Annotated in this window: 30 protein-coding genes; 13 read left to right on the top strand and 17 right to left on the bottom strand. The window is 39.8% G+C overall.

Annotation, left to right across the window (positions count from 1 at the left end):
- Positions 1-83: 83 nt before the first annotated feature.
- Positions 84-662 (bottom strand): TetR/AcrR family transcriptional regulator, encoded by a 579-nt coding sequence (locus AC1Q59_RS23035; protein ID WP_492368209.1) that lies wholly within the window; start codon positions 660-662, stop codon positions 84-86.
- Between the two features lie 166 nt (positions 663-828).
- Here AC1Q59_RS23035 and AC1Q59_RS23030 point away from each other — a divergent pair, with 166 nt between their 5' ends.
- Positions 829-1,758 (top strand): DsbA family protein, encoded by a 930-nt coding sequence (locus AC1Q59_RS23030; RefSeq protein WP_492368208.1) that lies wholly within the window; start codon positions 829-831, stop codon positions 1,756-1,758.
- 18 nt (positions 1,759-1,776) lie between these two features.
- On the top strand, positions 1,777-2,082 hold the full coding sequence (locus tag AC1Q59_RS23025; protein WP_492368207.1) for a monooxygenase: 306 nt from the start codon (positions 1,777-1,779) through the stop codon (positions 2,080-2,082).
- Between the two features lie 68 nt (positions 2,083-2,150).
- Here the strand turns inward: AC1Q59_RS23025 and AC1Q59_RS23020 are convergent, their stop codons facing one another.
- A complete protein-coding gene (locus AC1Q59_RS23020; RefSeq protein WP_492368206.1) occupies positions 2,151-3,323 on the bottom strand; it encodes a macrolide family glycosyltransferase in 1,173 nt (390 codons plus the stop codon).
- Complete coding sequence (locus tag AC1Q59_RS23015) at positions 3,316-3,762, bottom strand: helix-turn-helix domain-containing protein (protein WP_492368205.1); 447 nt, start codon at positions 3,760-3,762, stop codon at positions 3,316-3,318. The genes AC1Q59_RS23020 and AC1Q59_RS23015 overlap by 8 nt, the downstream gene beginning before the upstream one ends.
- Before the next feature lie 184 nt (positions 3,763-3,946).
- On the opposite strand from AC1Q59_RS23015, the gene uvsE (AC1Q59_RS23010) reads away from it, so the two are divergent.
- On the top strand, positions 3,947-4,900 hold the full coding sequence (uvsE, locus tag AC1Q59_RS23010) for a UV DNA damage repair endonuclease UvsE (protein ID WP_492368204.1): 954 nt from the start codon (positions 3,947-3,949) through the stop codon (positions 4,898-4,900).
- Between the two features lie 45 nt (positions 4,901-4,945).
- Positions 4,946-5,911, top strand: coding sequence for a UV DNA damage repair endonuclease UvsE (uvsE, locus tag AC1Q59_RS23005; protein ID WP_492368203.1), 966 nt, complete (start codon positions 4,946-4,948; stop codon positions 5,909-5,911).
- A gap of 52 nt (positions 5,912-5,963) precedes the next feature.
- Here uvsE (AC1Q59_RS23005) and AC1Q59_RS23000 read toward each other — a convergent pair whose 3' ends face one another.
- From AC1Q59_RS23000 to AC1Q59_RS22990, 3 genes are all read right to left on the bottom strand, one after another.
- Positions 5,964-6,323: a carboxymuconolactone decarboxylase family protein gene (locus tag AC1Q59_RS23000; RefSeq protein WP_492368213.1), complete on the bottom strand. Its 360-nt coding sequence runs from the start codon at positions 6,321-6,323 to the stop codon at positions 5,964-5,966.
- Between the two features lie 63 nt (positions 6,324-6,386).
- Complete coding sequence (gene splB, locus AC1Q59_RS22995) at positions 6,387-7,412, bottom strand: spore photoproduct lyase (protein WP_492368202.1); 1,026 nt, start codon at positions 7,410-7,412, stop codon at positions 6,387-6,389.
- On the bottom strand, positions 7,409-7,693 hold the full coding sequence (locus AC1Q59_RS22990) for a transcriptional regulator SplA domain-containing protein (RefSeq protein WP_492368212.1): 285 nt from the start codon (positions 7,691-7,693) through the stop codon (positions 7,409-7,411). Before AC1Q59_RS22990 ends, splB begins: the two co-directional genes overlap by 4 nt.
- Before the next feature lie 144 nt (positions 7,694-7,837).
- Between AC1Q59_RS22990 and AC1Q59_RS22985 the strand changes: the two genes are divergently transcribed.
- Both AC1Q59_RS22985 and AC1Q59_RS22980 read left to right on the top strand, forming a co-directional pair.
- On the top strand, positions 7,838-8,266 hold the full coding sequence (locus tag AC1Q59_RS22985; RefSeq protein ID WP_492368201.1) for a YugN family protein: 429 nt from the start codon (positions 7,838-7,840) through the stop codon (positions 8,264-8,266).
- A 69-nt stretch (positions 8,267-8,335) separates the two neighbouring features.
- The gene (locus AC1Q59_RS22980) at positions 8,336-9,286 is read left to right on the top strand and encodes an AEC family transporter (RefSeq protein WP_492368200.1); all 951 of its coding nucleotides are present in this window, start codon (positions 8,336-8,338) and stop codon (positions 9,284-9,286) included.
- Positions 9,287-9,355: 69 nt separating this feature from the next.
- Here AC1Q59_RS22980 and AC1Q59_RS22975 read toward each other — a convergent pair whose 3' ends face one another.
- The 5 genes from AC1Q59_RS22975 to AC1Q59_RS22955 form a co-directional block, all read right to left on the bottom strand.
- Positions 9,356-9,853 carry a (2Fe-2S)-binding protein gene (locus AC1Q59_RS22975; RefSeq protein WP_492368199.1) on the bottom strand — a complete coding sequence of 166 codons (498 nt, stop codon included), beginning with the start codon at positions 9,851-9,853 and terminating at the stop codon, positions 9,356-9,358.
- Positions 9,798-10,655: an FAD binding domain-containing protein gene (locus AC1Q59_RS22970; protein ID WP_492368198.1), complete on the bottom strand. Its 858-nt coding sequence runs from the start codon at positions 10,653-10,655 to the stop codon at positions 9,798-9,800. The genes AC1Q59_RS22975 and AC1Q59_RS22970 overlap by 56 nt, the downstream gene beginning before the upstream one ends.
- On the bottom strand, positions 10,652-12,976 hold the full coding sequence (locus AC1Q59_RS22965) for a xanthine dehydrogenase family protein molybdopterin-binding subunit (protein ID WP_492368197.1): 2,325 nt from the start codon (positions 12,974-12,976) through the stop codon (positions 10,652-10,654). Before AC1Q59_RS22965 ends, AC1Q59_RS22970 begins: the two co-directional genes overlap by 4 nt.
- A gap of 147 nt (positions 12,977-13,123) precedes the next feature.
- Positions 13,124-14,392, bottom strand: a complete 1,269-nt coding sequence (locus tag AC1Q59_RS22960; protein ID WP_492368196.1) for a mechanosensitive ion channel family protein — start codon at positions 14,390-14,392, stop codon at positions 13,124-13,126.
- Between the two features lie 250 nt (positions 14,393-14,642).
- Entirely contained in the window at positions 14,643-15,335 is a 693-nt protein-coding gene (locus AC1Q59_RS22955; protein ID WP_492368195.1) for a universal stress protein, read from the bottom strand.
- A 164-nt stretch (positions 15,336-15,499) separates the two neighbouring features.
- Between AC1Q59_RS22955 and AC1Q59_RS22950 the strand changes: the two genes are divergently transcribed.
- The 7 genes from AC1Q59_RS22950 to mnhG are packed head-to-tail and all read left to right on the top strand — an operon-like array spanning position 15,500 to position 21,301.
- Positions 15,500-17,920 (top strand): Na+/H+ antiporter subunit A, encoded by a 2,421-nt coding sequence (locus AC1Q59_RS22950; RefSeq protein ID WP_492368194.1) that lies wholly within the window; start codon positions 15,500-15,502, stop codon positions 17,918-17,920.
- The gene (locus tag AC1Q59_RS22945) at positions 17,901-18,332 is read left to right on the top strand and encodes a Na(+)/H(+) antiporter subunit B (protein ID WP_492368193.1); all 432 of its coding nucleotides are present in this window, start codon (positions 17,901-17,903) and stop codon (positions 18,330-18,332) included. Before AC1Q59_RS22950 ends, AC1Q59_RS22945 begins: the two co-directional genes overlap by 20 nt.
- Positions 18,332-18,670 (top strand): Na(+)/H(+) antiporter subunit C, encoded by a 339-nt coding sequence (locus AC1Q59_RS22940; protein WP_492368192.1) that lies wholly within the window; start codon positions 18,332-18,334, stop codon positions 18,668-18,670. Before AC1Q59_RS22945 ends, AC1Q59_RS22940 begins: the two co-directional genes overlap by 1 nt.
- Positions 18,663-20,153 (top strand): Na+/H+ antiporter subunit D, encoded by a 1,491-nt coding sequence (locus AC1Q59_RS22935; RefSeq protein ID WP_492368191.1) that lies wholly within the window; start codon positions 18,663-18,665, stop codon positions 20,151-20,153. The genes AC1Q59_RS22940 and AC1Q59_RS22935 overlap by 8 nt, the downstream gene beginning before the upstream one ends.
- A gap of 33 nt (positions 20,154-20,186) precedes the next feature.
- The gene (locus AC1Q59_RS22930; RefSeq protein WP_492368190.1) at positions 20,187-20,672 is read left to right on the top strand and encodes a Na+/H+ antiporter subunit E; all 486 of its coding nucleotides are present in this window, start codon (positions 20,187-20,189) and stop codon (positions 20,670-20,672) included.
- The gene (locus AC1Q59_RS22925) at positions 20,665-20,943 is read left to right on the top strand and encodes a Na(+)/H(+) antiporter subunit F1 (RefSeq protein ID WP_492368189.1); all 279 of its coding nucleotides are present in this window, start codon (positions 20,665-20,667) and stop codon (positions 20,941-20,943) included. Before AC1Q59_RS22930 ends, AC1Q59_RS22925 begins: the two co-directional genes overlap by 8 nt.
- A complete protein-coding gene (gene mnhG, locus AC1Q59_RS22920) occupies positions 20,927-21,301 on the top strand; it encodes a monovalent cation/H(+) antiporter subunit G (RefSeq protein WP_492368188.1) in 375 nt (124 codons plus the stop codon). The genes AC1Q59_RS22925 and mnhG overlap by 17 nt, the downstream gene beginning before the upstream one ends.
- Before the next feature lie 75 nt (positions 21,302-21,376).
- On the opposite strand, the gene AC1Q59_RS22915 is transcribed toward mnhG, so the two are convergent.
- The 6 genes from AC1Q59_RS22915 to AC1Q59_RS22890 all read right to left on the bottom strand — a co-directional run bounded on the left by AC1Q59_RS22915 (position 21,377) and on the right by AC1Q59_RS22890 (position 26,540).
- The gene (locus AC1Q59_RS22915) at positions 21,377-21,775 is read right to left on the bottom strand and encodes a hypothetical protein (RefSeq protein ID WP_492368187.1); all 399 of its coding nucleotides are present in this window, start codon (positions 21,773-21,775) and stop codon (positions 21,377-21,379) included.
- A gap of 188 nt (positions 21,776-21,963) precedes the next feature.
- On the bottom strand, positions 21,964-22,689 hold the full coding sequence (gene tatC / locus AC1Q59_RS22910; protein ID WP_492368186.1) for a twin-arginine translocase subunit TatC: 726 nt from the start codon (positions 22,687-22,689) through the stop codon (positions 21,964-21,966).
- 95 nt (positions 22,690-22,784) lie between these two features.
- On the bottom strand, positions 22,785-22,997 hold the full coding sequence (locus tag AC1Q59_RS22905) for a twin-arginine translocase TatA/TatE family subunit (protein ID WP_492368185.1): 213 nt from the start codon (positions 22,995-22,997) through the stop codon (positions 22,785-22,787).
- Between the two features lie 16 nt (positions 22,998-23,013).
- Positions 23,014-23,202 carry a hypothetical protein gene (locus AC1Q59_RS22900; RefSeq protein ID WP_492368184.1) on the bottom strand — a complete coding sequence of 63 codons (189 nt, stop codon included), beginning with the start codon at positions 23,200-23,202 and terminating at the stop codon, positions 23,014-23,016.
- Positions 23,203-23,279: 77 nt separating this feature from the next.
- Positions 23,280-24,926: a PhoX family protein gene (locus tag AC1Q59_RS22895; protein ID WP_492368183.1), complete on the bottom strand. Its 1,647-nt coding sequence runs from the start codon at positions 24,924-24,926 to the stop codon at positions 23,280-23,282.
- A gap of 348 nt (positions 24,927-25,274) precedes the next feature.
- Positions 25,275-26,540, bottom strand: a complete 1,266-nt coding sequence (locus tag AC1Q59_RS22890) for an MFS transporter (protein WP_492368182.1) — start codon at positions 26,538-26,540, stop codon at positions 25,275-25,277.
- Between the last annotated feature and the right edge of the window lie 5 nt (positions 26,541-26,545).

Genomic DNA, 26,545 nt, shown 5'->3' with positions numbered 1-26,545 from the left:
CCAAATTTCAAAGAGCCAGAAATAAAAAAAGGGGGATCCAGAAAGTTAATCGAAACTTACTTTCTGGACAGCCCCTTTTTTTATTAGATTCTATCGTTAACAGAACGCAAATCGATGCCATTTTTAATAAACGGGATAGCTGCTTTAATAAACTCTTCTGAAGAAATGACATCACTCTTTCTTCTCCATTCCACAGAGGCACCATAAATTCCCCAGCTTAATATAACTGCTGTAACTTTTAGAGCCTCCTCATCCTCGCCTGAATGCCTTTTTGCAAGCATATGGAAAAAAATCACTTCAAGCTGTTCCCGGATAATTCGGGCTATCGTATCTTCATACCCTCGATGGCAGCGATTGGATAAGGACTTTTGAAAATTGGTTATAGAATGAAAAATGTTAATAAGTCCTTCCTCATTTAGCTCGCTATTCTGATATATCTCGTGATCTAAATTAATGAGCAGCTCTTCTGATAACACCTTCTCAAGCAAATCATAAATATCTTCAAAATGATAATAAAAAGTAGCACGGTTAATCATAGCTTCGGCTGTAATATCTTTCACAGTTATATCCTTGAACTCCTTTTTGCCAGAGAGCTCAATAAAAGCATTCATAATTAATTTACGAGTACGCAGGATTCTTGGATCAATTTTTGCCTGTGTCATAATCGAATGTCCCTCCTCTCTTTTTCAACAATTTATCAAAAGTGTTGGATATCCGACAAAAACGATGAACTATTGGTATAGTTTATTTTTATTATGTATTAAATTTGAACCGTACAGCAAATGCGATGCTCAATATAACTAATTATAAAGAAAGAGAGTGAATGATATGACAAGCAAAAATAATCTCATTTGTGATTTAGAGACAGGGGTATGCGGAATTCCCGGCAAAGAGGAAGAAACGGGGATCATTGATTTCAGCCTTACAAACAAAACAATAAATTTATATTATATGACAGATCCAATCTGTTCCCATTGCTGGGCTCTCGAACCCGTATTCCGTCGTTTTATTGAACAATATGGTCACTATTTCAATTTCCACACAGTAATGGGCGGCTTGCTTGAAAAGTGGGATGGAGGACCAGTCGATCCTGCAAACGGAATTTTCGGACCAGCCGACGTTGCCGGACATTGGAGAGAAGTCGGGAATTATTCACGCATGCCTATCGACGGATCACTCATGATTGACAATCCGGTCCAATCCTCTTTCCCGCCATCCCGCGTATATAAAGTGATTCAAAAAAATCACGGGGAAGCAAAAGCAAATGAATATTTACGGCGGACCAGAGAATCCCTTTTTGCGTTTAATCAAAATATAGCCGAAAAAACAATCATGACTGATTTGGTAACTAGTCTTGGCCTTAATGGGGAAGCCATTGTAAAAGAAGCAGAGGAACCAATCGGACATCAATTACTAGCAGAAGATTTCACCCTTACAAGAAATCTTGGTGCCCGTGGTTTTCCAACCATTATCATGATAAATGAGGATAACAAAGGGGTTAAAATTGTCGGCAGCCGTTCATTGGAAAGCTATGTTTCCGGATTATCTCAAATTCTATCCGGGGAAGACCCAGAACCACAGCAGCTTCCAGCTCTATCAGTCTTACTTGAAAGGGAAAAGCTGCTTTTTGCAAAAGAAATTGAAGTCATGTATGATGTAGCTCCTTCTGAGCTTGCTGCTTTTATTGAAGAGCAGTTAAGCCTAGATACTTATGATAAAAAAGAGCTGCTTGGCGAAACATACCTAATAAAAAAATAACCTTATGGAGGAAATCAGATGAGCTATCTCTTGCAAGTAGATTTTAAAATGGAGGGGCCGTTTGGCGAGGAAATGTCTAATGCATTCGCTGATCTGGCGAAAAGCATTAATGAAGAGACGGGATTTATCTGGAAAATTTGGACAGAGAATTCGGACGCCAATGAAGCTGGAGGAATTTATCTATTTGAAACACATGAAGCGGCTGAAAAATATTTAGCGATGCACACTGAACGGTTAACAAGTTTCGGAATTAAAGATATCCGCGGGAAAATTTTTAAGGCGAATGAGCCCTTAACGTTAATAAATAAAGGGCCAATAAAATAATTAGATAGCACGCAAAACACTCATAAATGTTGAAAAAACAATATTTATGAGTGTTTTTTCATGAAAATTTATTTCTTACTTTTCTCTAAGATCACCTGAGCTGCTTCTGCTGCCCCGCCAGTGTTCTTAAAGCTTTCTGACAGCCTGCACGCACTGTTACGATACCTTTGATCCGTCATCACAGCTTCCACTGTTTTTGCTAAAAGTGCAGGCTTAGTCCTTTTTAACTTGACTCCCGCTCCAAGCTCAGCCACTCTTTCAGCTACAGCCCTTTGCTCACTGTGCTGAGGAAACAAAATCATCGGAACCCCAAAATACAAACTTTCGTTAACACTATTCATTCCGCAATGAGTAATAAAAACATCTGCATTCTTCAAGATGGCAATTTGGTCTGCATAATTTCTTACTTTAATGTTATCCGGTATAGTACCAAGAGCAGCAATATCAGTTTTATTTCCAACTGACATCATTACTTCATATTCGCTATCAGCAAAAGCTTTGATACAATTTCGATAAAAATCCTTATTTTGATTGAGGACCGTTCCTAATGAAATATAGATGACTTTTTTACTTTTTCCTTTTTCCTCTGCCTCTTGCTCCCTCCTGATTGAGGGTCCGACAAAGGAGTATTTATCTGAGAATGTTTCAGACATAGGCTGAAATTCCTTCGATGTATAGACAATGGTGTCAGTTTCGTTATCATTTTGAATAATAGATACAAAATCTGCTTCGTATCCATGTGATGCCAGCAGCTGCATTTTTTTGTTAATTCTGGGCATTGCCATGACCATTTTTATCATTTCACCTATCCCGCGCTTCATCAGCTTTGCCGTATACTGGTTAAATGCGAAAGTTGTTGTCGAACAAATATAAGGAATGGCCAATTTTTTTGCAAACAGTTTCCCCCAAAAGCATATAGAATCGGAAACTATACTGTCTGGCTGAATTTCCCTTAATTCTGAACATACCTTATCTTCCAAGGCAATTGTTGTATCTGCTGCCATTTCAATTAGTGCAGCAAAATCTTTTCCAGCTTTTCGGTTCAATTCCTGTTCAGTTATTGGCGGCAAAAATTCATCACAAGAAATATATTTAGCGCCTGCCCCTTCTATTTTTTCTTTAAATTCATTAAAGGAGTAATACCATACTTCATGACCCCCGCTCACTAACTCAGAAACTACGGGAATGGTCGGGTTTGTATGACCATGGGCGGGGATGGAAAAGAAAACAATTTTACTCATTTAACTCCTCCTCTGCCGATGTTTCAGCTTTGCGGATTATATCGGCAAATTCTAGAAAACTCTCACTTTTTAAAATGGCTATCCCTCTTGTGGCATCTTCCCCCAAAACAACAAGCTTATCACCTGAATGTATATCAAATAATTCTCTTGCTTGCTTTGGGATGACAATCTGCCCTCGCTCCCCCACCTTAACAACTCCAAAAAAGTGTTTTCCCTTTGGGCCTAGCTGGTTAACTTCCTCTTCATTCATATCACCCGATAATTGATCTAGGCTCACCTGGAAAATACTTGCCAGCATCTTACATTTATGAATATCAGGCAGCGCCTCCTCATTTTCCCACTTTGCAATCGTCTGCCTCGAGACATTTACCTTCTCCGCCAAGGTTTCCTGGCTCAATTTATTCTTTTTTCGCAATATACGAATATTCATACCAATCATATTTTTCAACTCCTATAAACTAAATATATATAAGGTATCTTGCAGTGTCTATCAACATACAGTGACATTTAATGTTAAAAATTGTGGCGAATTTCCATACATGCATAATCAAAACGGTTGATGTAAAACATAAAAATATTTGATGTTGCTTATATACTATGTACTATATCAAGGGGATAAAAAAATGAAGATTCGGTTTGGCTATGTAGCAAACGCATTAGGCTTATGGGATGCAAGCCCTTCAAAGACTTTGACTTTTACACGGTATTCCGCTCTCCCCAAATATGAGCGATTGGAAAAACTAAAATCTATTACCGCGCAAAACCTGCACCATACGAAAAGAATCTTGTATTACAATATCGCCCATGAGATAGAGTTATATCGGTTATCAAGTTCCCTAGTCCCCTTGGCCACACATCCGGAAGTCATGTGGGATTTCATCACCCCATTCAAAAACGAATGGGAAGAACTTGGACAATTAGTACAGAAGTTCAAGCTTAGGGTAAGCTTTCACCCAAATCAATTTACCCTTTTTACAAGTCCAAAAGAGGAAGTAACAATGAATTCAGTTAAGGATATGGACTATCATTATAGAATGCTTCAGGCCATGAACGCTCTGGAAAAAGGGATCATTAATATCCATATTGGCGGAGCCTATGGGGACAAGACTAAAACGTTAGAGCGATTCCATCAAAATCTAAAAAGTTTGCCCGATGAAATAAAAAAGCATATGACGCTTGAAAATGATGATAAAACGTATAACGTGGAAGAAACACTTATTGCTTGTGAGAAGGAAAACATCCCCATGATCCTTGATTATCATCACTATATGGCAAATACGGGTGAACTTGATCTCTCTCTTTACTTGCAAAGAATATTTAACACTTGGAAGACACGCAACATTGTGCCAAAGGTCCATATTTCCTCACCGAAATCAGATAAAGCCTTTCGTTCCCACGCCGATTATGTCTCGATTGATTTCATTCTCCCTTTTTTAAAAATGGCAAAAACGTTCAATCAAGATTTTGACATTATGATAGAAGCCAAACAGAAGAACCTTGCCATGCACAAGCTTATAGAGGACATAGCGTCTATCCGGGGAGTAAAGCGAATATCGAGTTCATCTGTTGAATGGTAATTGCCTTAAATAAAGGAGATTTCTTAATTAGATGAGGTGGAATTAATGACGATTGTACGCCTTGGTTATGTGGCCATGAGTATGGAACTTAAAAACGCTTCGCCATCTAAAACGATGACCTTTACCCAATTTCAAAAAATAACCGACCGGGATGCTGCTATACGGAAATTGGAGCGTATAGCGCAGTCAAATCTGCATAATACACTAAGGCTGTTAAAACATAATGCAGCTTCCGATATTCATTTTTACCGATTAACCTCCAGGCTGATTCCTTTAGCTAATCACGAGGAGCTTCTTGACTGGAATTATTTAAAGCCCTTAAAGGACCCGCTTCGTGAGATTGGGGATTTCGTCAAAGAACATCAGATGAGAGTTGACTTTCATCCCGACCATTTTGTGCTTATAAATTCTCCGCAGAAGCACATCCTGAAAAATTCATTAAGCACCTTAAAGCTGCATTATCTGCTTTTAAAAGCGATGGGAATTGACAGAACCCATCGCTGTGTCATGCATGTTGGCGGAAATTATAAAGAAACAGAAAAATCGCTTGAACGTTTCATTGATAACTGGATGGTTGTCCCAAGATCTATCCAAAAAATGATCATGCTAGAAAATGATGATACTTCCTTTACCTTAGAGGATACCCTTTACATATGTGAAAAGCTTGATATTCCTCTTGTCTTTGATTATCATCATCATCTTGCCCATCATCAGAACGCAAATTGGGAGATCCATTGGGAAAGAGTGGTTCAAACTTGGAGACATTCTCCGCTCCCAATAAAAATGCATATATCAAGCCCTAAAAGCGATAAAGCGTTTCGCCACCACTCAGATTATGTGGACATTGATATGTTTTTTTCGTTCTTAAATACAATTAAGGGCAGTATTCCGCAAATTGACTGTATGATAGAGGCAAAGAGAAAAGATGAGGCACTTTTTAAATTAATGGAAGAAATCAAAACAAGAGAAGACGCTGAAATCATAGATGGCTCGTCTTTTCGCTTAAAGTAGGCAGAGGAATAATAAAAAGGGTGAAATCACTTCATTTCACCCTTACACCATCCTATTGTTTCATTTGATTCATTTCTTGCATACATTCCTGAACAAGAGTTACTCCCTGACTCATCGATGCCCCGCCGCCAAACGCTGCGCTCACCCCAACTGCTTCTAGAATTTCCTGTTCGGAGCATCCTTGGTCTAGACATCCTTTGGTGTGATAGATAATACAATACTCATCCTGGGCATGGATACTAATGCCTAATGCAATTAATTGCTTCTGTTTTTTTGATAATTCCCCTTCTTTAAAGCATTCTTCGGTGAATGCATTATATTGCTTTGTGAATTCAGGCATTTTTTTAGTAAACGTGCCAAGTCCTTCTTTATATTTTAAAAGAGCGGTTTCAGTTGAGTTCCCAGTTTGCATTTCCAAGATATCATCAGCTCCATTTCATTTTACTTTGAACATCAAAATTATTATGAGCCAACCCTATGTAAAATACTCAAGCTTCGCATCAGGAAAAAACTTCTTCATATAGGTATGGAGATGGCTTTTTATATCCTCTTCCTGTTCTTTTTGATAAATGTATTTTCCAATGCCATATTTCCCCCACTTGTATCTGCGCTTTTCTTCATCAAGCTCCAGTTTCGTCATAGGGTAGTTTTTTTCAATAACCCTTTTAGCCGGCTTTGTAAATCGGTGCTGAATAAATTCGAATGTTAAGTCCTTTTTTGCTTCCGGAGGCAGCTCGGCATCAAGGCGTTCAAACATATGCAGATAGCCCTCTTCCCACCCTTCATGAAGATAAATGGGCGCAACGATGAATCCCAGCGGATAATCTGCTCTTGCCACTTTGCCTGCAGCTTCTAAACGCTTTTCTAATGACGATGTACCTGGTTCAAAATTTTTAATGACGTAATCTGCGTTAATGCTAAACCGAAATCTTGTTTTCCCGTTATGCTTGGCATCCAAAAGGTGATCAACATGCTCGAACTTAGTCACAAAGCGGAGCTTTCCATGCTCAGACTGGCCAAAATGCTCAATTGCGCGCTTTAACGTATGGGTTAAATGATCAACACCAACAATATCGGAGGTACATGAGGCTTCAAACCTTGTGGTTTCTGGTGCCCGTTCAGCCATATATTTGTCAGCAGCTTCTAAGATTTCGTCTACATTTACATAGGTGCGAATATACGGCTTACTCCCCATTGTCGTCTGTAAGTAACAATAATGACAATGCCCCATACAGCCTGTCGCAAAGGGAATCGCATATTCGGCAGAAGGCTTTGAGGTATCAAACTTTAAAGTTTTTCGCACCCCGACGACAAGAGTAGACTTCGCCACTCGGTATCTTTGAAAATCATTTTCCCCAGGCAGATTTCTAACCTGATTATGTGAGGTTGTATAGCGAATCTCCACATCCATTTTCTCGAACTTTTCCTTTAATTCTTTTCCGAGGGGATATTCTAATGCGGCCGGCTCAAAATAAACAAGCTTTGGAGTAAAAGGCTTCATTCGAAAAAAGTCCCTTCTGAAACATCATCAAAGTAATAGTGATAGGCTTGCTCAGCCTCTTCAGATGTTGCATACACAGCCATATCACTTGAAAGCGGATAATAGGTTTCATATAGGAATATCGCTAACTCCCCTGGTCTTTCAGGATTATTCACCACAGCTGCCTCCTGGATATTGGCAACATTTTGTGTATGCGGATTGCGGTAAAAAACATATACAATATCCCCAGCCTTATAGTCTTGCTCATGGCTCCCCAACTCCACCGACATCACCTTTTTCATCAATTATTTTTCTCTATCATTTTTCCTATCAAAAGTAAAAATAATGAATTCCTTTTTTAGGAAAATCATTTCATCCTAATTGGAATTAGATTCCTTAATAATGTAAATACTAATGAAAAATATGCCTTAAGAGGAGAGTAGCACATGATACAATTGCAGTCTGAAATTGAGGGTAAAAGAGGCCATTTTGGTCAGCTGCGCAATAGTTTTCTGCAGCACGGTTGCAGCTTCTGCAGTAATTTCGAATATGATCAGGGAAAATTCGATACCATTCTTTATCGTGAAGGCGGAGAAACGATTTATTTGCGAATACCATTTAATGTTGTGCAGGGCGTACTTGATTCAAGCAATACTATTATCGAGTTTGGCACACCGTACGTTATTAAGCATGTAGTCAATTTAGGCTTGGATTATGATCAAAATTCCTTAATCACAGGAACAACAGGACTTGATCAATTCCAAAACCCAATCGATCAAGACGGTCAGATTCATGATAAAAGCAGATGGGCACTTGCCGGGGAGGAGAGAATACAAAATTTATTAAACTCCTCCTATGGGTTATTGTCATCCTGAAACTTTGAATAAAGGACAGGCGCCCCCCTCCTTTCTTTTACATATTGTTAAATTAAAGGAGGGGGTTTTATGCTGTCTGGGGGATTTTTTCTGCAGGAGATGCTGGTCCTATACGGCATGGGGCTATTGGGGTTTGCGGCAAGAAAAAAAGGAATTCTTGATGCCAGCGCAAATGATGTCATTACGCAGCTTGTATTATATATCACCTTACCTGCCCTCATCATTTTTTCATTAAATATGCCTTTTACTTTTGAGCTGTTTCGGTACTTTGGCTGGCTCATTATCATGTCAGTTTATATTTTAGTCCTTTCAAGCATTATAGCTAATAGGATGCGAAAAAAGGCCAATTTGCTAATGAAACAAGAAGCTGTATATGAAAGTCTTATATTATTCGGCAACCAAGGCTATGTCGGGTTTGCTGTGGTCTCTTTACTCTTTGGTCAGGAAGGAATCGTCTACTTAACGATCTTTAATGCCTGCTATATTGTTCATATTTGGTCTTATGGGATCTATCTTTTTACGAGAACAAGAGAAGCCATTCCATGGGGAAAAATCTTCTTAAACCCAGGAATTATTTCAACCCTTTTTGGGCTATTATTATTACTGTCACCGGTCAGCTTGCCGGTTCCGGCTGCAAAGGGACTTGAAAGCACAGGTAACATGACAATCCCGCTGTCGATGATCATGATTGGAGTTTTAATAGCTGATATAAAGGGTACGGACCTTCTCTCTTCATTTAAAAATAAATATTTATGGATAGCAGCTTTCTTCAGGCTGTTATTCCTGCCAATGCTGCTGCTCCCCTTTCTTGCATTTTCCATTCCGTTTCCTGTCTTAATGATTGCCATCTTAGTTTCAGGAATGCCTTGTGCACCAACGATCTCCCTTTATTCTCAGAAATTTGGGGCCGATACGTTTTTCGCTTCACTCGGAGTCATTCTCACAACTGTATTATGCATGCTTACTATTCCCGCACTCTACCTTCTCGTGCAGGTCAGTTATAAATTTTTTCACCTGTAGACTAAGTTGACGTCTGGGCTCCCTATTTTAATAAACAAAGAGCCCCTTAGTAAGGGAATACCTTTTGAACTAGCGTTTATTCGAAAAATTAATCACCGATTTCACGGCTTCCTCAATTTCCTTATACCCCGTACAGCGGCAAATGTTAGATTCCAGCCATTTTGTGATTTCCTGATCTGATGGGTTTTTTTTCTCAGTCAGCAAAGCATGGCAATTCATCAGAAAGCCTGATGTGCAATAGCCGCATTGAAAAGCAAAGTGATCAACGAATGCGCCCTGAATAGGAGAATCAAGACCCTCAACTGTCAGAATGTCTTTGCCAACGGCCTCGATGGCTAAAGTAAGACAGGACTTTTGCGCTTGCCCATCTATATTTACTGTACATGCCCCGCAATCCCCATTTAGACATCCTGGTTTTGCACCTGTTAAGCCTAATTTGTGCCGTAAAACACTCAACAGAGTTTCTGCATTATAAAAAGTAACTTCCTTTTCTTCCCCATTAATCAGTAATTTAGTGCTCTTCGATACTGGCAAGCTTATCTCCCTCCAGTTCTTGGAAAATATCATATAGGGTATTTTTTAAAACAAACAGCCGATATCGTGCCGAACCTTCCGTATCATTTAAAATAGGTACATCTAATAGGCTAAGAGCAAGATTAATCCTTTTCTCGAATGCTAGATCCGTTCTGTTTAAGGCATCCTCCATTTGTGCTGACCGGAATGGAAAATGGGTTAAACCGCTAATCGCTACACGAATTCCTTGTTCAGCCTTAAGAGCCGCAACCGTTAGAAGCGGATAGCCTGTGTTCCATTGACGTCTCCTTTTTATACTAACAAACGGCATTTCCGTGTATTTTCGATTGGTCTTCATCTGTACGAGAAACTCGCCGCGATTTAATAAAAGCTGCTTATTAAAGACATCTTTAATGGGAGCATTCCTTCTTCCATCACTGCCAGCAATCATCAATTCACTGTCTGTCAGCAAAAATGGCAGTACGGCTTCACGATAAAATATCTGTCCGCAAATATTGCCTCCTGCAGTAATTTTATTCCTTGCTGTCTTATCAGCAATTTCACTGACTGTTTGACTTAATAGAGGAAATAAATTTAATTCTTCCACTTTGGTTAGCGTAAGCGCTGCCCCGGTTAATAATGAATCTTCATGAAACTCAAAAACATTGCATTCCTGAATGGCTTTTATATCAATAACCGCACCGGTTTTCAGCTGGTTTAATCTTCTGAGTGTAATAATCTCGGTCCCCCCTGAAAAATACATCGGGTCTTTCCCCTGCTGATCCATTTGATCGAATATTGATGCGGCTTCTTCTATCGACTTTGGTTTATAGTACTCAAAGTTATAAGAACTCAAAGCTCTGCCCCCTTACTTCTCCAAATTAATTCTGGAGTTAAAGGCAGTTCATTCAGATTGGCATCAGCAGCAGCGGACAGACAGTTGGCAAGGGCTGCAGGCATACCTAATAATCCGTGTTCTCCAACACCTCTCGCACCATAAGGGCCGTTAATATCAGGTGTCTTTACAAAATCAACAAGATAATCAGGATTTTCACCATAATGAATCGGCCGATAGGTTCTAAGCTGTGGATTCATTACTCTTCCCAGTTCATCAAAAACGAAGGTCTCCCTCCCAGCATGAGATAATCCCATGCTCATTCCTCCCATCACTTGGCCGATGGCTCCTTTACGGTTTAAAACCTGGCCGATATCCACAACCATTGCGGCTTTTTGCAATCGATAAGTAAAATCCCTTTTATCAAATTCTGCCTCCACATAATAAGCAGCTGTTGTCCATTCAGGCCCGGGCTGTCCTGCCCCCGTTTCAGGATCTAATTTTGTCAGCCTTCGTAAAATATAGTTGCCGTAGCCGATGATCTGTCCGCCGATAGAATGTCCATTCGGAAATTTATAACCATATACAATATCTTTAAAATCCAAGCTAATATTCGGATCGTCGCGTAAAAATACTTTGCCATTTGCAATATCAAGGTCTCTCATTGATGCCCTCAGTATCTGTGCTGCCATGTCTTTAATTTGCCTGATTACATCCTCAGCAGCCGCTAACACAGCTCTTCCGGCCATATAGATTCCGCGGCTTGCGACAGTTTTCCAGTGTTCCGGAGTTGTTTGTGTGTCAATCTTCATTTTCACATGAATTTGTTCCACTTCCATTTTCATTTTTTCTGCAAGGATCTGTGCCAGAACGGTCTTTGTGGCTGTGCCGATTTCAACGACTCCGGATATTAAGTTGATACTTCCATCTGGGTTAAATGTTAAAATAACACCCGAGCTTGCATCTGTATCAATTGTTGAGGTTTTCCAGCCACAAGCAATCCCTTTTGCCCGGACCCTTCGGTCATCGATCTCTTCTACCTGCTTTCCTTCCTCCCAGCCAACGAGTTCCTTTAGGCGTTCGATACAAGCGGGTAAATTTCCTACACTGCTTCTGTTTAACAGCACCTGTGTCGGTGTGGTATGCCCAGGTAAAATCGCGTTCTTTTTTCGAAGCTCAAGGGGATCGATGTCGAGCTTTCTCGCTAATTGATCCATGGTCCGTTCAAACGCAAATAACACCTCTGAATGGCCAAACCCTCTAAACGGACTGCCATACGGGTGGTTGGTATAAATACAATAGGAATCACACCAAACGTTCTCAATGTTATAAGGACCGATACAATCAACGCCGCCAGCTCTGCTTACATCAATAGACTTATCGGAATAGGCACCACCATCGAACAAATACAGAATTTCTGCTGCCTGAATGATCCCTTCTTTCGTACTGCCAATCTTCACCTTTGCTTCAAGGCCTACTTTGCAAGGGGCTGTTGTTAAATCTTCTTCTCTTGTATAGGTAATCGTCACCCGCCTTCCTCCCACCGCTTTAGAGGCTAGATAGGCGAGTATTTCCCACTGAATAGGCGCCTTTCCGCCATACCCTCCGCCGACAAAAGGGGTTTCGACAATGATTTTTCCGACATCTATTTTAAAATAAATACTGATCAATTTTTTCACCATAAATGGAGCTTGTGATGATGTTGTTATATGCACATAACCGTCTGGCTTGATTTCCGCTGCAGCGCTTCTCGTTTCCATGGCTGCATGGCTTGCTGGCGATAGACGATAAGTGCCCTCAACGGTGACATCAGACTGTTTCAAGCCTTGGTCAATATTTCCCTTTCTGATTTTTGTCACATTCGCTATGTTCGAATTGGGAACTGGATAGGCGGATCCTAATTTGTCATAAGATAGTAAGTTTTCGTGGATAATGGGAGCATCTGCTTTAAGAGCCTCTGATGGAGATTGAATTACTGAAAGGGGCTCGTATTTAACCTGAATAAGATCTGCAGCTTGTTTGGCAATAGCGGGCCGATCCGCCACAACAAGAGCTATCGGTTCTCCGAAGTATCGGACTTTATCAACGGCAAGCGGAGGCCGGTCCCTAATTTCTTCACCTGTTAGAGGGAGCTCATGACTTCCTTTGATAATCGCCCGCACACCTGAAATTTGTCTGGCTAACGAGTCATCAATGGATACAATTTTCGCATGCCCATAGGCACTAGTAACCATTTTTACGTGGAGCGTATTGACAGAAAGTTCATCAGCAGTATATTTTGCTCTTCCAGTCACCTTATCAAATGCTTCTTTTCGGATTACACTTTTCCCTATAATGTTCACAATTGCTCACCCCCAATTTAACCTCCTTATAATATATTGGGTTATTTCTATAACTTGCCAGTTTATCGTGTTCTCCATGGTATTTATAAACAAAAAAAATCTGTAATGACCTTATAAAAAAGGATTACAGATTTTTTTGCAGCTATTTTAATGACCAAATTCCCTGACAAGCTCATCCTCTTTCGAATCCTCCACTGCAGCCTTTAAATCATGCCCGGTTGGATTTTGGAAAATGCGCAGGCCAAATTCCTGTGCGACGGCGAAGAGGTGGTCAAAGATATCCGCTTGAATGGTTTCATATACAGCCCATCTAACATCATTGGAAAACGCATAAATTTCTAATGGAAGACCGTGTTCAGTTGGTGCCAGCTGCCTTACCATCAAGGTCATTTCCTGATTGATGCCAGAGTGGTTTTGCAGATAATTGCTGATATAAGCCCTGAATACGCCAATATTCGTAAGGGCCCTTCCATTCACGGGATTGCTCCGATTGATCTCGTTTTTCTTGTTGAAATCCTCTATTTCATGTTCCCGGCTGATAATATAATCCGAGAGATAATGTATTTTTTTAAATCTCTCAATCATCTCTTCAGTACAAAAGGAAATGCTGTTTGTATCGACGCATAAAGACCGCTTAATCCGGCGGCCCCCAGAGGTCTGCATCCCCCGCCAGTTAATAAAGGAATCTGATATCAGCGCATAGCTTGGGATCGATGTAATGGTTTTATCCCAGTTTTGTACCTTGACTGTGTTTAGCGAGATATCGATTATGTCTCCATCTGCCCCATATTTCGGCATTTCAATCCAGTCACCGACTCGAACCATGTCATTGGCCGTCAGCTGAATTCCTGCAACAAGTCCTAATAAGGAATCTTTAAAAACCAGCATAAAGACAGCCGAGAGAGCACCAATTCCGCTTAAGAAAATCAGCGGGCTTTTTCCTATCAAATTGGCGATCACAATGATACTTCCAACGGTAATTAAAATAATTTTAACCACCTGAATATACCCTTTAATCGGCCGGATTTTTGATATTTCAAAGGTTTGATATATGTCATTAACCGCATTTAATAAGCTATTGAGCACCGTTATTCCAACAATGATTATGTAAGTGCCCGCACCTTTTACAATTAAATCATCATAAGCTGGAAAGGTTCGCGAAAATGAAAGGATGATGATGGCAGGTACAATATGTGATAATTTACGAAAAACCTTTCGCTCCAAAAGGATATGACCCCATTGTATTTTGTTTTTTGTCACAAAATGTGTAATCACTCTTATGACTACCTTTTTGGTGATAAAATTTGCCACGATACACAGAAAAGCTATAAAGAAGATCATGATCATGATGGAAAGATACCTGGACAGATCAGGATCTATGTCATATTTTAAAAGCCGATTATTTATTAAATCCATTTGTTTTCCTCCATTCTACATATAGTTTGAGTTTATTCTTCCACCTCCATTACGGATTTTATTGTAACACTTTGACGAGACTCTTTGGCCCCCCAAAAAAAATCTGAAAAAAGACAAAATAATTGTGATGTTACTTAATGTATGATACCATAATTTTATGTAACATCCATTAAATGATCTGACCTAGTGGGATTGCAATTTATAGTATTAAACAAAAAAAAGACCCTCCAATTAGAGAGTCTGCATAAAACTATGAATTACTTTCTTCCTCTTCATAGTTTACATTTATTTCAACTTTTTTTAACTCCTTAACAATCCCATCGGTTACTTGAACCTTAAACATTTCCCTGTCTTTCATAAACTTAAAGATTCCATTATCAAAGTCTGTGCCTTGTTCTTTAAAAAAGATCCCTTCAAAGTCAACAGACTTAGAATGTTTGAAAGACAGTCGGTATGCTTCACCTTCCTTAGTCAGGTAGGCTCTGCAACCTCTTTGAAACTGGCCATTATCATCACGAATATATCGGGCAACAGAAATAATATGCAAATCAACAAATGGAATTTCTTGAAGCAGCGTATTAATTAAAGAACCCTTTGTAATTTGCTCCCAGCGGCTTTGGGCGGTTTGGCCAAGTATAATTTGCGTAATATGTTTATCTCTGGCTACATCGGCGATAACTTTAGATACAGGTCGTTTTTCATTATCCAATATGATAAATTCAACGGCATTATGTTCTTTTGCTAACTGTTTCCATCGATCTATATAAAAAGTTTTTTCCGCATCCATTTCATCAAATGGTTTCGAATCGACAGTTAGAATATATAGCGGACACCCAAGCATATTGGCTATTTTGCATCCGCGCTTAATCAGGCGCTCACCATTTGGGCCGTAGTACACACATACAAGTATGCTTTCATCTAAACGACCTTTTATGCTTTCCATGAATCTATTCACCTCAAAATTTTAATAAAAACCTATGATTCTTATTAGACTATGTATGACTGTATCTTATGCTGTCAAAAGAGTCAATCCAATACTTGAAAATAATACAGGTATCATTACTTTTTGCTGGATAAGCAGACATTTATATACAGGGAGTGGACATATTGAGCTTTTTGCACTTTATCATTCTTGTACCTTTTATAGCGGCTTTCCTCGTTCCTTTTATATATAAGAAGTGGAATGTGAAAGTACATACAGGATGGTTTGTTTTCTTTATACCGCTATTTATTTTTATCAATTTACTTAGGAAATTACCCAAAGTTTCAAACGGAGAAACCATCTTTTCCTCTATGCCATGGATTTCTATGTTAGGAATCAATTTTGACATCTATATGGATGGGCTGGCACTTATGTTTGCGCTGATTATTAGCGGAATTGGGTCGTTAGTAGTTATTTACTCCATCTTTTATATGTCGAAAGAGCGTGAGGCCCTCCATAATTTTTATATTTATCTCCTTATGTTCATGGGAGCGATGCTAGGTGTCGTTCTTTCTGATAATATCCTAGTGCTGTACGCCTTTTGGGAACTGACAAGTGTATCTTCTTTTTTATTGATTGCCTACTGGTATGAACGCAAAGGGTCACGCTACGGTGCTTTAAAAGCAATGCTAATTACTGTATTCGGCGGATTTGCCATGCTGGCTGGCCTAATTATGCTGACCATGGCCACTGATACCTATAGCCTGAGAGAAATGATTGGTAACGTCAGCCTCATTAGGGATAGTACTCTTTTTATTCCAGCAATGGTTCTTTTATTGCTCGGGGCGTTTACCAAGTCAGCCCAATTTCCATTCAGTATTTGGCTTCCGGATGCAATGGAGGCTCCGACGCCAGTAAGTGCTTATTTGCATTCTGCAACAATGGTTAAAGCCGGGCTATATCTGATCGCGCGTATGACCCCCATCTTCAGCGGCAGCGCGGTATGGTTCTGGATTGTTTCAGGAATTGGCATCATTACCTTAATCTATGGTTCTGTCAGAGCTGTCAGACAAACTGATTTAAAAGCTTTGCTGGCATTTTCGACAATTAGCCAGCTAGGATTAATCATGAGTTTGTTAGGGGTTGGCTCTGCAGCCTTACATTTTGGCATAGCAAACCAGCAGGAAGTATACGCTGGCGCTATTTTTGCTGCCCTTTTCCATCTGTTTAATCATTCAACCTTTAAAGGCGCTTTGTTCATGGTCGTGGGAATCATTGACCACGAAGCTGGCACCCGTGATATTCGCAGGTTAGGCGGCCTGATGTCCATCATGCCAATTACCTTCTCCATTGCATTAATTGGAAGCTTTTCGATGGCAGGTTTACCGCCTTTTAATGGTTTTTTAAGTAAAGAGATGTTTTTTACCGGGATGTTGAATGCTTCACAGGTAAATGTATTTGGACTTGAATTTTTGACCATTGCCTTTCCGGTTATTGCATGGATAGCAAGTGTATTTACTTTTATCTATTGTTTGGTACTGGTAATGAGACCTTTTTTAGGATCATTTCATCCTGAAAAGCTCCCCAAGGAAAAGGTTCATGAAGCTCCAGCTGGGATGCTTGTACCGCCAGTCATATTAGCTTCTCTGGTTGTACTGATTTTCTTTTTCCCAAATGTTCTCGCTAAATATATCTTAAATCCGGCTTTGGTTTCTGTTATTCCCTCGATGTCTTTAGATCAGACCGCAGTTGAAATTAAAGCGTGGCATGGCTGGAATATGGAACTATTTATGACGCTTGGGGTTGTGGCAGCAGGGCTTTTGTTATTCCTTTCTATCAGGAAATGGAATCTAGCCTTTCGATTTTATCCTGAAAAATTAAGCCTCAATTATTTATATAATGCTGGTTTGGAAAAAATGGAGCAAAAATCCGTTTCTATGACCAACCGTTATATGACAGGGTCTATTAGGCACTATTTAATTTATATTTTTGTATTTCTTTCCGCTGTTTTGGCAGCATCTATTATTTTATTTGATGCAGCTGCATTCAATTTTTCAGATGATGCTCCAATTTCAATTTATGACGCCGGAATATTAGCGGCCTTGGTTATTGCCGCTCTGACAACACTTTTGACGAATAACAGAATTACGGCCATTGTTTCCTTAGGTGCTGTCGGCTACCTAGTTGTCATGTTATTTGTCATTTTGCGCGCGCCTGATTTAGCTCTAACCCAAATGGTTGTTGAAACAGCGACGACTGCTTTATTTTTGCTATGCTTTTACCACCTTCCAAAGTTAGGAAAAAGACTGGAGAAAATAAAGTTCAAATTAATGAATTTGCTTGTCTCCATTAGTGTGGGCATTGTTGTAACCATTTTGACGCTGACAGCATCTGGCCATAAGCTATTTCAGCCAATTACAAGCTTTTTTGAGAACGCATATGAATTAGCAGGAGCAAAAAACATTGTTAATGCGATATTAGTTGATTTCAGAGGCTTTGATACCATGCTGGAAATATCGGTTCTGCTCATAGCTGGAATAGGGGTCTTCACATTAATCAAGCTTGAGTCCAAAGGAAGTGATATCGATGAAACCAAAACCGAATGATGTTATATTGCATACGGTCACAAAGATTGCCTCCATTATCATCTTTACCTTCTCCATTGATCTTTTTTGGGCAGGTCATCATTATCCTGGGGGAGGTTTTATCGGAGGTTTAACCACTGGGGCCGGGATTGTCCTGCTTTACTTAACATTTGATATTGAAACAATTAAGAAGAATTTGCCGATCGATTATAAGAAGATGGCGGCCTTTGGCGTTTTGCTGTCTGTCCTTACCGGAGCTGGCAGCATGGTGTTTGGCGGGGCCTTCTTGGAACAGGCATTTGGCTATTTTAACATTCCGATTTTCGGAAGAACTGAGTTGGCTACAGCTGTATTATTTGATGTTGGTGTGGCCCTTGCTGTCATCGGTACTGCTATAACCATTATTTCAAGCATAAGCGAGGATAGAATGTAATGGAAACTTTCATTTCAATTGTTATCGGTATCCTGTTCACCATCGGCACTTATTTAATTTTATCAAACCAAATGCTTCGGATCATTCTAGGTCTTTCGCTGATCAGCCATGCAGTTAATCTGATGATTATAGTTATGGGTGGCCTTAAGACAGGCGGGCCACCGCTGCTTACTGAAAAATTAACCACCTTTACGGACGCGATTCCGCAGGCTTTAATTTTAACTGCTATCGTCATAAATTTTGCCGTTACTGCCCTTTTACTTGTTTTAAGCTACCGAACCTATAAAAAGCATGGAACAGATGATATGAATCAACTAAGAGGTAATGAAAATGAATAATTTATTAATTTGGCCGGTTATTTTGCCGTTAATAACGGGTCTAATATTTATCCTATTACGCTATAAAATTAGGCTGCAGCGGGCATTGAGCATTGCCGTAATGGCCCTTTCCGCAGGTATATCTGTTGTAATCATCAATCAAATTGCCAGGGACGGAATCCAGACCCTGCAGTTAGGCGGATGGCAGGCACCCTATGGGATAGGGCTGGTAGCCGATATGTTCTCGGCCCTGCTTGTTCTTACAACAAGCTTAATTGCTATTTGCTGTTTGCTTTTTTCTTTTTCAACCATTGGCAGACAAAGGGAAGAACATTATTTCTATGCCTTATTTCTGTTCCTCATCACTGGGGTAAATGGTTCATTTCTTACGGGGGACTTATTTAATTTATACGTCTTTTTCGAGGTACTCCTAGTAGCCTCATATGTCCTAATCTCCTTAGGGAGTAAAAAGATTCAGCTGAGGGAAACGATGAAATATGTCATTATCAATGTATTGTCTTCGGCATTTTTCCTTGTTGGCATTTCCTATATGTATTCGATGACTGGCACATTGAATTTGGCACACCTCTCAGTCAGGATTGCTGAAGCGGGACAGGATGGTTTTATAACAACTGTTGCCATTATGTTTTTGCTCGTATTTGGAATTAAAGCAGGATTGTTTTTATTCTACTGGCTGCCTGGTTCCTACAGTGTTCCTCCAGCTGCCATTTCGGCTTTATTCGCTGCTTTACTGACGAAAGTGGGTATTTATGCAATCATCCGTATGTTTACCCTAATTTTCTATCACGAACCGGAAACCACCCATTTGTTCATTGGAATCCTTGCTGCTGCAACGATGATCCTGGGAGGCATCGGTGCCATTGGCTATTGGGATATTAATAAAATTTTAACTTATAATGTCATCATTGGTGCCGGATTTATTTTAGCCGGTGTGGCAGCTTTCACCACATATGGTGCTATGGGTTCCATCTATTATTTGATCCATGACATGATCATTAAAGCACTTATCTTTCTTATTGGCGGGGTTATTGTTTATTTAACTGGAACGAGTGACTTAAAGGAGATGAGCGGATTAATCCGCAACCATCCATATTTAGGCTGGATGTTCTTTATTGCAGCCCTGTCTTTAATCGGAATCCCGCCACTTAGCGGATTTATCGGGAAAGTCTTTATAACAAGAGGAACTTTTGAGGCAGGTTATTTTTGGCTTGGCGGGATTGGTTTACTTTCAAGCTTGATGATCTTGTACTCGGTTATGAAAATTTTCATGAATGCCTTTTGGGGCGAAACTGTCCTTAGTGAGGAAGAAGAAAAAGGCTCAACAAAAGGAATCATTCTTCCCATTTCCATTTTAACGATGCTAACCATTGCCCTTGGGATTGGGCCGCAATTTATCAATACCTATGTGGAACTGGCGGCAGAAGGATTAATAAATCCGCAAAACTACATTGACGCCGTTTTTGCCGGAAATAAGATTCCGTAGGCTAGACATTTTTAGAAGAAAGGAGGAGCCAAATTGCCCTTTCAAATATTAGTTAATATCCTAATTGCCTTTCTATGGATGTTTTTTCAGGATGAATGGAGATTCCTGTCCTTTTTAAGCGGCTATATTGTCGGCATTATCATTTTATTCTTTATAAGGCGCTTTTTTCAAAAGTCCTTTTATCTTTTGTTAGTCTGGGCTGTGTTAAAGCTGCTGTGGGTTTTTAACCGGGAATTAATCAGTTCAGCCTTTTTAGTCATTAAGCAGGTGCTCCGTCCAAAAATAAATATCACCCCGGGAATATTCAGGCTTGATACGGATTTGGAAGGTGATTTAGAGGTTACCCTGCTTTCCTTGCTGATCTGTTTGACTCCTGGATCCGTCGTCATGGAAGTGACCCCTGATCAAAAAAGCCTGTTCGTTCATGCCATGGATATTCCTGAGTCAAAAACGTCTGTTTTAAAATCGCAAAAGATCTTTGAAAGTGCTATTAAGGAAGTGACAAGAAAATATGTTTAATCTATTGATGATTTTATCCCTTAGCATATTAACCGCGTCCATTCTATTAAACATCTTTCGCGTTGTTCGGGGACCGTCAAATGCCGATCGTGTTCAGGCCTTAGACTCGGTTGGAATTAACCTAATTGCAGGCATTGCAATTTTCTCGGTATTTCTTGATACACATGCATTTTTTGAATTAATCTTGTTAATCGGCATTTTATCGTTTATTGGGACGATCGCTTTTGCCAGATTTATTGAAAGAGGTGTAGTCATTGAACGAAAGCGCTGAGGTCATTGCCGGTATCTTTATTTTTCTTGGGACCTTAATCAGTTTATTTAGTTCTATCGGATTAATTCGATTACCTGATGTATACACTCGTTCACATGCTGCATCAAAGAGCTCAACCGTTGGGGTATTGAGTATTCTGATAGGAACCCTGCTATATTTTGTCATTTCTGAGGGATATTTCAGTATCCGTTTAATTCTGGGGATCTTCTTTGTATTTCTTACAGCGCCAGTTGCAGCCCATGTGATCTGCCGCTCTGCATACCGTGCGAATGTCCCGTTAACCGAAACAAGTGCAGAGGATGAATTAAAGGATTACTTTGCAGTCAATGAGCAGGCAGAGTTGAAGAATGAGCTCTAATATCGTTGAAAAGGCTTGATTCCACAATAATGGAACCAAGCCTTTTTGTTTTCCGGGATTGAATATACGAAGATGTTAAAATTTCCCCTTTGCGGCATTTGGCTTGCTTTCCAATAACCCCTTGAAGCTATCACGATAGTGCCAGGCTATTGTCCCTTCTAAAAACGCAACTAGGATGGCTAATGCAAGAAGCTCAGAATCTACAAAAATATGAAAGGCTAGTATATTGACAACGATGCCTGCCAAAACGGTTAATGCCAGAGGTACAAACCTGCAAATGAGTAATAAGAATCCTGCTATGATTTCAACACCTTTTTCAAGTGCTAATAAATAACCGTTCCCGAGGAATTCCATTGCAGCAGGACTTGTTGGAGCAAAAGGCTCAAAACCAAAAAGGACACCATAACCATTTAATCCTGCACCTAAAAAGATGGCTCCCAGGAGAATTTCAGCTATTCGAATAAATGCTTTCATATTATCTCTCCTAAACTTTCGATTCTATAATAACCTATTGCTCATTTTACATATGCATTCCCATAAATTAAAAATCCCCACTTACTTGTTGTTATAACAAATAGTGAGGACTCAAAACTTACTAATATATATCAGTCATTAGGGGTGGATGACGGATACCCTGTTAAAAAACGCAAATGAAAACCTTTTTAAGCCACCGCCAATTCCCGCTTCTGCTTTTTCCGGTATACAACCATAGAAAGCAAGACACTGCATTCATACAAGAATACAAGTGGGATAATCACCAGAACATCTGACACAAAGTCTGGCGGTGTAACTAAGACAGCGGTGACAATTAATCCAAAATAAGAATACCTCCTCATTTTTTGCAAACGATGAGGGTTCAAGATTCCTAGACTAGTTAAAAACATAATAATGACGGGCATTTCAAATAATATCCCAAAAGGAAGAATCATATTAACCATAAATCGAAAGTACTTTTCCGCGGTAAAAAAACTCATAAACATATCACCAGACAAAGAGAGCAGGAAGTCAAAAACAATGGGAAAAATAACAAAATAGCCAAAACTAATTCCTGCTATGAACAAAAGAAATAAAGATGGGATATAGGCTAATGTAATCTTCCGTTCTTTTTCCGTTAAGGCTGGTTTGACAAATAGCCAGATTTGATGAGCAGCAATCGGAATGGTCCCTGCGATTGCAACAACCGCAGATAACATCAAATATACCCAGACAATATCACTCGGCCCCAAAACCGCCAGCTTGATAGATGAATCCTGGATGATCCAATTATATATATCATTCACATAGATAAAAGAAAGGATCAGCAGAAGCAAAAAGCTCCCAAGAATGATAATAAGGCGTTTGCGCATTTCGCTTAAATGATCGACTAAATTCATCTCTTTGCTTTCCACAGGCTCACCTCCATTTGAAAAGATGCAAACTTAGAATCGCACTCATGAAGGCCATTGCTCCCAGCATTTTGGCCTTCATAAGCTTGCTATCTTGATTACACAGCTTTCGGCTTTTTCGTCTCAGTACTGGCAGCTTCCTCTTTTGCCTGATCCTCATCATCCGCGACTAACTCGCGTGTTGATTTCTTAAATTCCTTCAACGTTGTTCCAAATGCACGGCCAATTTCAGGCAGTTTCTTCGGTCCAAAAATAACTAGGGCAATGACAAGGATCAAAATGAGACCCGGTATTCCAATATTTTGCAGCATCAGTAATTCCTCCTTTTTACATCGCTTGTTTGATATTCTGTTTCCTTTGAGACTCAAAGTTATATAGTTTAAAATCAGCTTCATTTCCACAAATTTGACAATCAAACTCACAAATTTGTTTCATTTCAATGGTGATAGGCTGGATATGCGGCAGAAAAATCATTTTTAATCCTTGATTCACATGTTGTTTGCACACCATGATCATGAAAATACACCTCTTGTCATTTCAATGAAGGTGTAAACGTATCTTCATTGTTTACACCTTCTTCATTCATGTAAAAGTTATTTAAATGATCCGCCTTGAACCGCAACTAAGCAAGAACGGCCAAATGTCTTACCAGGGTATGGATTCCATGTAGAAGGATGCTGAACATCCAAGAATAATGTACGCTCATCAGGAGTCAGCCAAGGCCCAGTTAATTCAGAGCCTTGTGGACCTGATGCAAATTGGAATGGTTCGCCGTAATCTTTTCCATCAGTAGGAACCATGAATACACCACAGTTTTTATAGGCTGCGTACACATTTTCTTCAGTAGCACCGAAGTCCTCCACTACCCACAAATTCCCTTTGCTGTCAAAATGAAGGTTATCCGGGCAAGTAATGCCGCTTTGCTGTCCGCCAGAAATAAATACTTCAAACGTAAACTTTTCACTGCCATGGTCACCGTCTGCAGGCACAAAACGATAAATTTGCCCGTGGAAGTTTCCGTGATTCGAGTTATTAGTTAGTGCTAAAAATACACTTCCATCAAGCGGATGAATTTCTACGTCTTCTGGGCGATCTAACTTTGTTGCTCCTACAGCAGCGGCTGCTTCACGGGTATACGTTAATACATCTGCTTGCCCGGCAAAAAACTTTTTCCCGTCTTTTTCATAGTTTTGCAGTTTTGTATTTGTTTCATAGTCCAGCGCAACCCATTTTTGATTTTTCAGATCTGCTGCATACAAAGTACCTTCTTCTAAAATATCAAAGTTTGCTTGACGGTTATTAGGGTTGAACTTCTTTTTGCTGACAAATTTATAGAAGCATTCACCTCGGGAATCGTCTCCCATGTAAACGACAACTCTTCCGTCTTTAGTTTGTCCCATTGCGGCATTTTCGTGGGCAAAACGCCCAAGGGCAGTATGCTTGCGAACCGCCGCCTTAGGATTAAAAGGATCCACTTCCATTACCCAGCCATAATGTTCATCAGTAAAGTTTGGCCAGCCATAATCATCGCCATATTCGGTATTTTCTTCACATGAAAGAACGGTATTCCAAAGTGTGCGTCCGCCGCTGCAATTTCCCAGTGAACCTTCGACTGTTTTTGCTCCCTTTACAGCCGAGCTTCCAGCTGCTGGGCCAGTTAATTGGATAGAGGTTGTCCCATCCACACGGCGATTGTATTGATCATCCTTAATTAGTACCCATTTACCGTTTTCCTTTTTCACATGGATAACTGAACCGCCAACGGCTTCTTTTTGCATTTTCAAAAACGCTGGATATTGAGCAAGATTTTCTTTCTTATATGTATCTGGATTAATTCCTAATATATTCATATAGTTTTCTGGTTCAGGAAACTCATGGTTTACCCAGATTAAGCCTTCCTCAGAGTTCGTTCCGCCTTTTAAAGCATCGATTGGAAAATAAACGGTAAGGTCTGCGGCATCCCCAAATTTTTCCCCTTTTGAATTAATTTCCTCGCCGTAGGAAGCAATTATATTATAGTGATATCCATTTGGCAGCACGACATCATTTTCCCATGTACGGTCTATCTCTTTAAATGGAACTGTTAAGGGCTTGCCTTTTCCATCTGGCTGCCCATCCATTAAATGATTTGCTGTAGCTGCATTTGCTTCAGGTACCATAACACCAACACCTGTTGATGCTGCTACTACAGCCGCTGTTCCACTTCCCATGTAAGTTAAAAACTTGCGACGATCCATCATTATCCGCTCCTTTTTAAAAAAAGTAACTATAATTTGATTACACCTAAATTATGCATGCAGACTGTTAAGCAGGTGTGAAAGAACCCTATGTTTTTTGTAAATTAAGAATAATAGGTAAATATACTCAAATTATGGTTACAAATGAAGTTTTTCCTCAGATTTCATCATGAAATGGGGTTAAAAGTCGAAACTTGCAGGAAAAAAGTCGCGAAAGTTTGTTTTCTTTTCATAGCAATTGTAAAAATGTCCGTAATAATGTTTACAATAAATTGAATATTTACTTACAAAAAATAAGAAAAAACCACCCACAAACGTTTATTTAAAAACGTTCATGAGTGGTTACCTATTTTATGGAGTGCTAAGAACTCTCTTCCGCTCTTTGCTTCCCACTTTTATTAAACTAACACCTAACAATCCTATAAATGAAAACAGGGCTGGGATGATAAATCCGAAATGATAGCCGGCATTGACCGAATGTGGAAATAGATCGAGTACATTCCCGAAAACAATCGGTAATAAAACAGCACTTATAAAACCGCCCATATTGGCAAATCCAGTGACAACCCCCACCTCTTGGGCAGAGAAGGATTCACGAACCACTGTGAAAGTTAATGCACTGGCTCCATTCCCAAAGCCAATGAGTACAAGCAGACCTACGACCATCATAAATGGGGGATTCTCACCAGATAAAAATAATCCAAACCAGCTTAAAAACGTAATAAGGTGAACAATACTATAGATTTTCTTAATGGAATGCAGTTCATTTGTCAGGCGGCTAATAAAAATACCGCCGATCATCGCCCCAATAAGGCCATACATCATAACCTGGCTGGCCCCCGAACGCGACAAATCAAATACTTGGATTCCGTATGGAACGCCCCAAGAACCAATGAACCCAACATAAGTCCCCACTAATCCAAAATGACAAAGAAAGGTTGCCCAGGCTTGCCGGGCAGATATCACTCGGCTTAGAGTAGTCCATACCTTTTCCCTTTGACGGGTTTGATTTTTCTTTGGCTTAAGGCCCTCATTAAATATTTGTTTTGGTTTTCTAATTAGAACAATATATAACAATATGGACGACATGATTAAAATAATACCGATAATAGAAAAAGGCTGCCGCCAGCCTGCAGATGATATCCATATGGAAAAAGGCACCGTAGCTGTTAAGGAGCCGAAGCTGGCAACTAATGAAACGCCGCCCATCAATTTGACAAATTCACTTGCCTTAAACCACTGATTTAATATTAAAACCAAATTAATAAAAATCATCGAGTCCCCTATCCCAGCAGCAAAGCGGGAAAGGATCAAAACATGCTCGCTAGGAGAAAAACTAAAGACCAGACATCCAAGTCCAGTCAGAATTGTACCGATCATAAGAAATCGATTCGGCCCATATCGATCAGATAATAAACCCACTGGAATTTGAAAACCGGCATAGGCAAAAAACTGAACACTGCTCATAAGGCCTATGGTCGCGGCAGATACATGAAAATCGCTCATTAATTGATCCGTAATGATCCCTGGAGCTGTTCTTTGGCTGATGATGATATAGTAAGCCAATAAGACAGTGGCAAACACTATCCATCTGTAGCCACTTTCCTTTTTATTCATCTTGC

Source organism: Cytobacillus sp. MT66 (genome assembly GCF_058792595.1).
Note: the sequence above shows the minus strand (reverse complement) of the source record. Positions and strands in the feature narration are given on the sequence as shown.

What these genes read in the sequence shown, in the direction of transcription:
- AC1Q59_RS23035 (WP_492368209.1), bottom strand. Translation starts at nt 662, where the DNA reads ATGACACAGGCAAAAATTGATCCAAGAATCCTGCGTACTCGTAAATTA.
- AC1Q59_RS23030 (WP_492368208.1), top strand. Translation starts at nt 829, where the DNA reads ATGACAAGCAAAAATAATCTCATTTGTGATTTAGAGACAGGGGTATGC.
- AC1Q59_RS23025 (WP_492368207.1), top strand. Translation starts at nt 1,777, where the DNA reads ATGAGCTATCTCTTGCAAGTAGATTTTAAAATGGAGGGGCCGTTTGGC.
- AC1Q59_RS23020 (WP_492368206.1), bottom strand. Translation starts at nt 3,323, where the DNA reads ATGAGTAAAATTGTTTTCTTTTCCATCCCCGCCCATGGTCATACAAAC.
- AC1Q59_RS23015 (WP_492368205.1), bottom strand. Translation starts at nt 3,762, where the DNA reads ATGATTGGTATGAATATTCGTATATTGCGAAAAAAGAATAAATTGAGC.
- uvsE (WP_492368204.1), top strand. Translation starts at nt 3,947, where the DNA reads ATGAAGATTCGGTTTGGCTATGTAGCAAACGCATTAGGCTTATGGGAT.
- uvsE (WP_492368203.1), top strand. Translation starts at nt 4,946, where the DNA reads ATGACGATTGTACGCCTTGGTTATGTGGCCATGAGTATGGAACTTAAA.
- AC1Q59_RS23000 (WP_492368213.1), bottom strand. Translation starts at nt 6,323, where the DNA reads ATGCAAACTGGGAACTCAACTGAAACCGCTCTTTTAAAATATAAAGAA.
- splB (WP_492368202.1), bottom strand. Translation starts at nt 7,412, where the DNA reads ATGAAGCCTTTTACTCCAAAGCTTGTTTATTTTGAGCCGGCCGCATTA.
- AC1Q59_RS22990 (WP_492368212.1), bottom strand. Translation starts at nt 7,693, where the DNA reads ATGAAAAAGGTGATGTCGGTGGAGTTGGGGAGCCATGAGCAAGACTAT.
- AC1Q59_RS22985 (WP_492368201.1), top strand. Translation starts at nt 7,838, where the DNA reads ATGATACAATTGCAGTCTGAAATTGAGGGTAAAAGAGGCCATTTTGGT.
- AC1Q59_RS22980 (WP_492368200.1), top strand. Translation starts at nt 8,336, where the DNA reads ATGCTGTCTGGGGGATTTTTTCTGCAGGAGATGCTGGTCCTATACGGC.
- AC1Q59_RS22975 (WP_492368199.1), bottom strand. Translation starts at nt 9,853, where the DNA reads ATGATATTTTCCAAGAACTGGAGGGAGATAAGCTTGCCAGTATCGAAG.
- AC1Q59_RS22960 (WP_492368196.1), bottom strand. Translation starts at nt 14,392, where the DNA reads ATGGATTTAATAAATAATCGGCTTTTAAAATATGACATAGATCCTGAT.
- AC1Q59_RS22955 (WP_492368195.1), bottom strand. Translation starts at nt 15,335, where the DNA reads ATGGAAAGCATAAAAGGTCGTTTAGATGAAAGCATACTTGTATGTGTG.
- AC1Q59_RS22945 (WP_492368193.1), top strand. Translation starts at nt 17,901, where the DNA reads ATGAAACCAAAACCGAATGATGTTATATTGCATACGGTCACAAAGATT.
- AC1Q59_RS22940 (WP_492368192.1), top strand. Translation starts at nt 18,332, where the DNA reads ATGGAAACTTTCATTTCAATTGTTATCGGTATCCTGTTCACCATCGGC.
- AC1Q59_RS22935 (WP_492368191.1), top strand. Translation starts at nt 18,663, where the DNA reads ATGAATAATTTATTAATTTGGCCGGTTATTTTGCCGTTAATAACGGGT.
- AC1Q59_RS22925 (WP_492368189.1), top strand. Translation starts at nt 20,665, where the DNA reads ATGTTTAATCTATTGATGATTTTATCCCTTAGCATATTAACCGCGTCC.
- AC1Q59_RS22915 (WP_492368187.1), bottom strand. Translation starts at nt 21,775, where the DNA reads ATGAAAGCATTTATTCGAATAGCTGAAATTCTCCTGGGAGCCATCTTT.
- AC1Q59_RS22905 (WP_492368185.1), bottom strand. Translation starts at nt 22,997, where the DNA reads ATGCTGCAAAATATTGGAATACCGGGTCTCATTTTGATCCTTGTCATT.
- AC1Q59_RS22900 (WP_492368184.1), bottom strand. Translation starts at nt 23,202, where the DNA reads ATGATCATGGTGTGCAAACAACATGTGAATCAAGGATTAAAAATGATT.
- AC1Q59_RS22895 (WP_492368183.1), bottom strand. Translation starts at nt 24,926, where the DNA reads ATGATGGATCGTCGCAAGTTTTTAACTTACATGGGAAGTGGAACAGCG.
- AC1Q59_RS22890 (WP_492368182.1), bottom strand. Translation starts at nt 26,540, where the DNA reads ATGAATAAAAAGGAAAGTGGCTACAGATGGATAGTGTTTGCCACTGTC.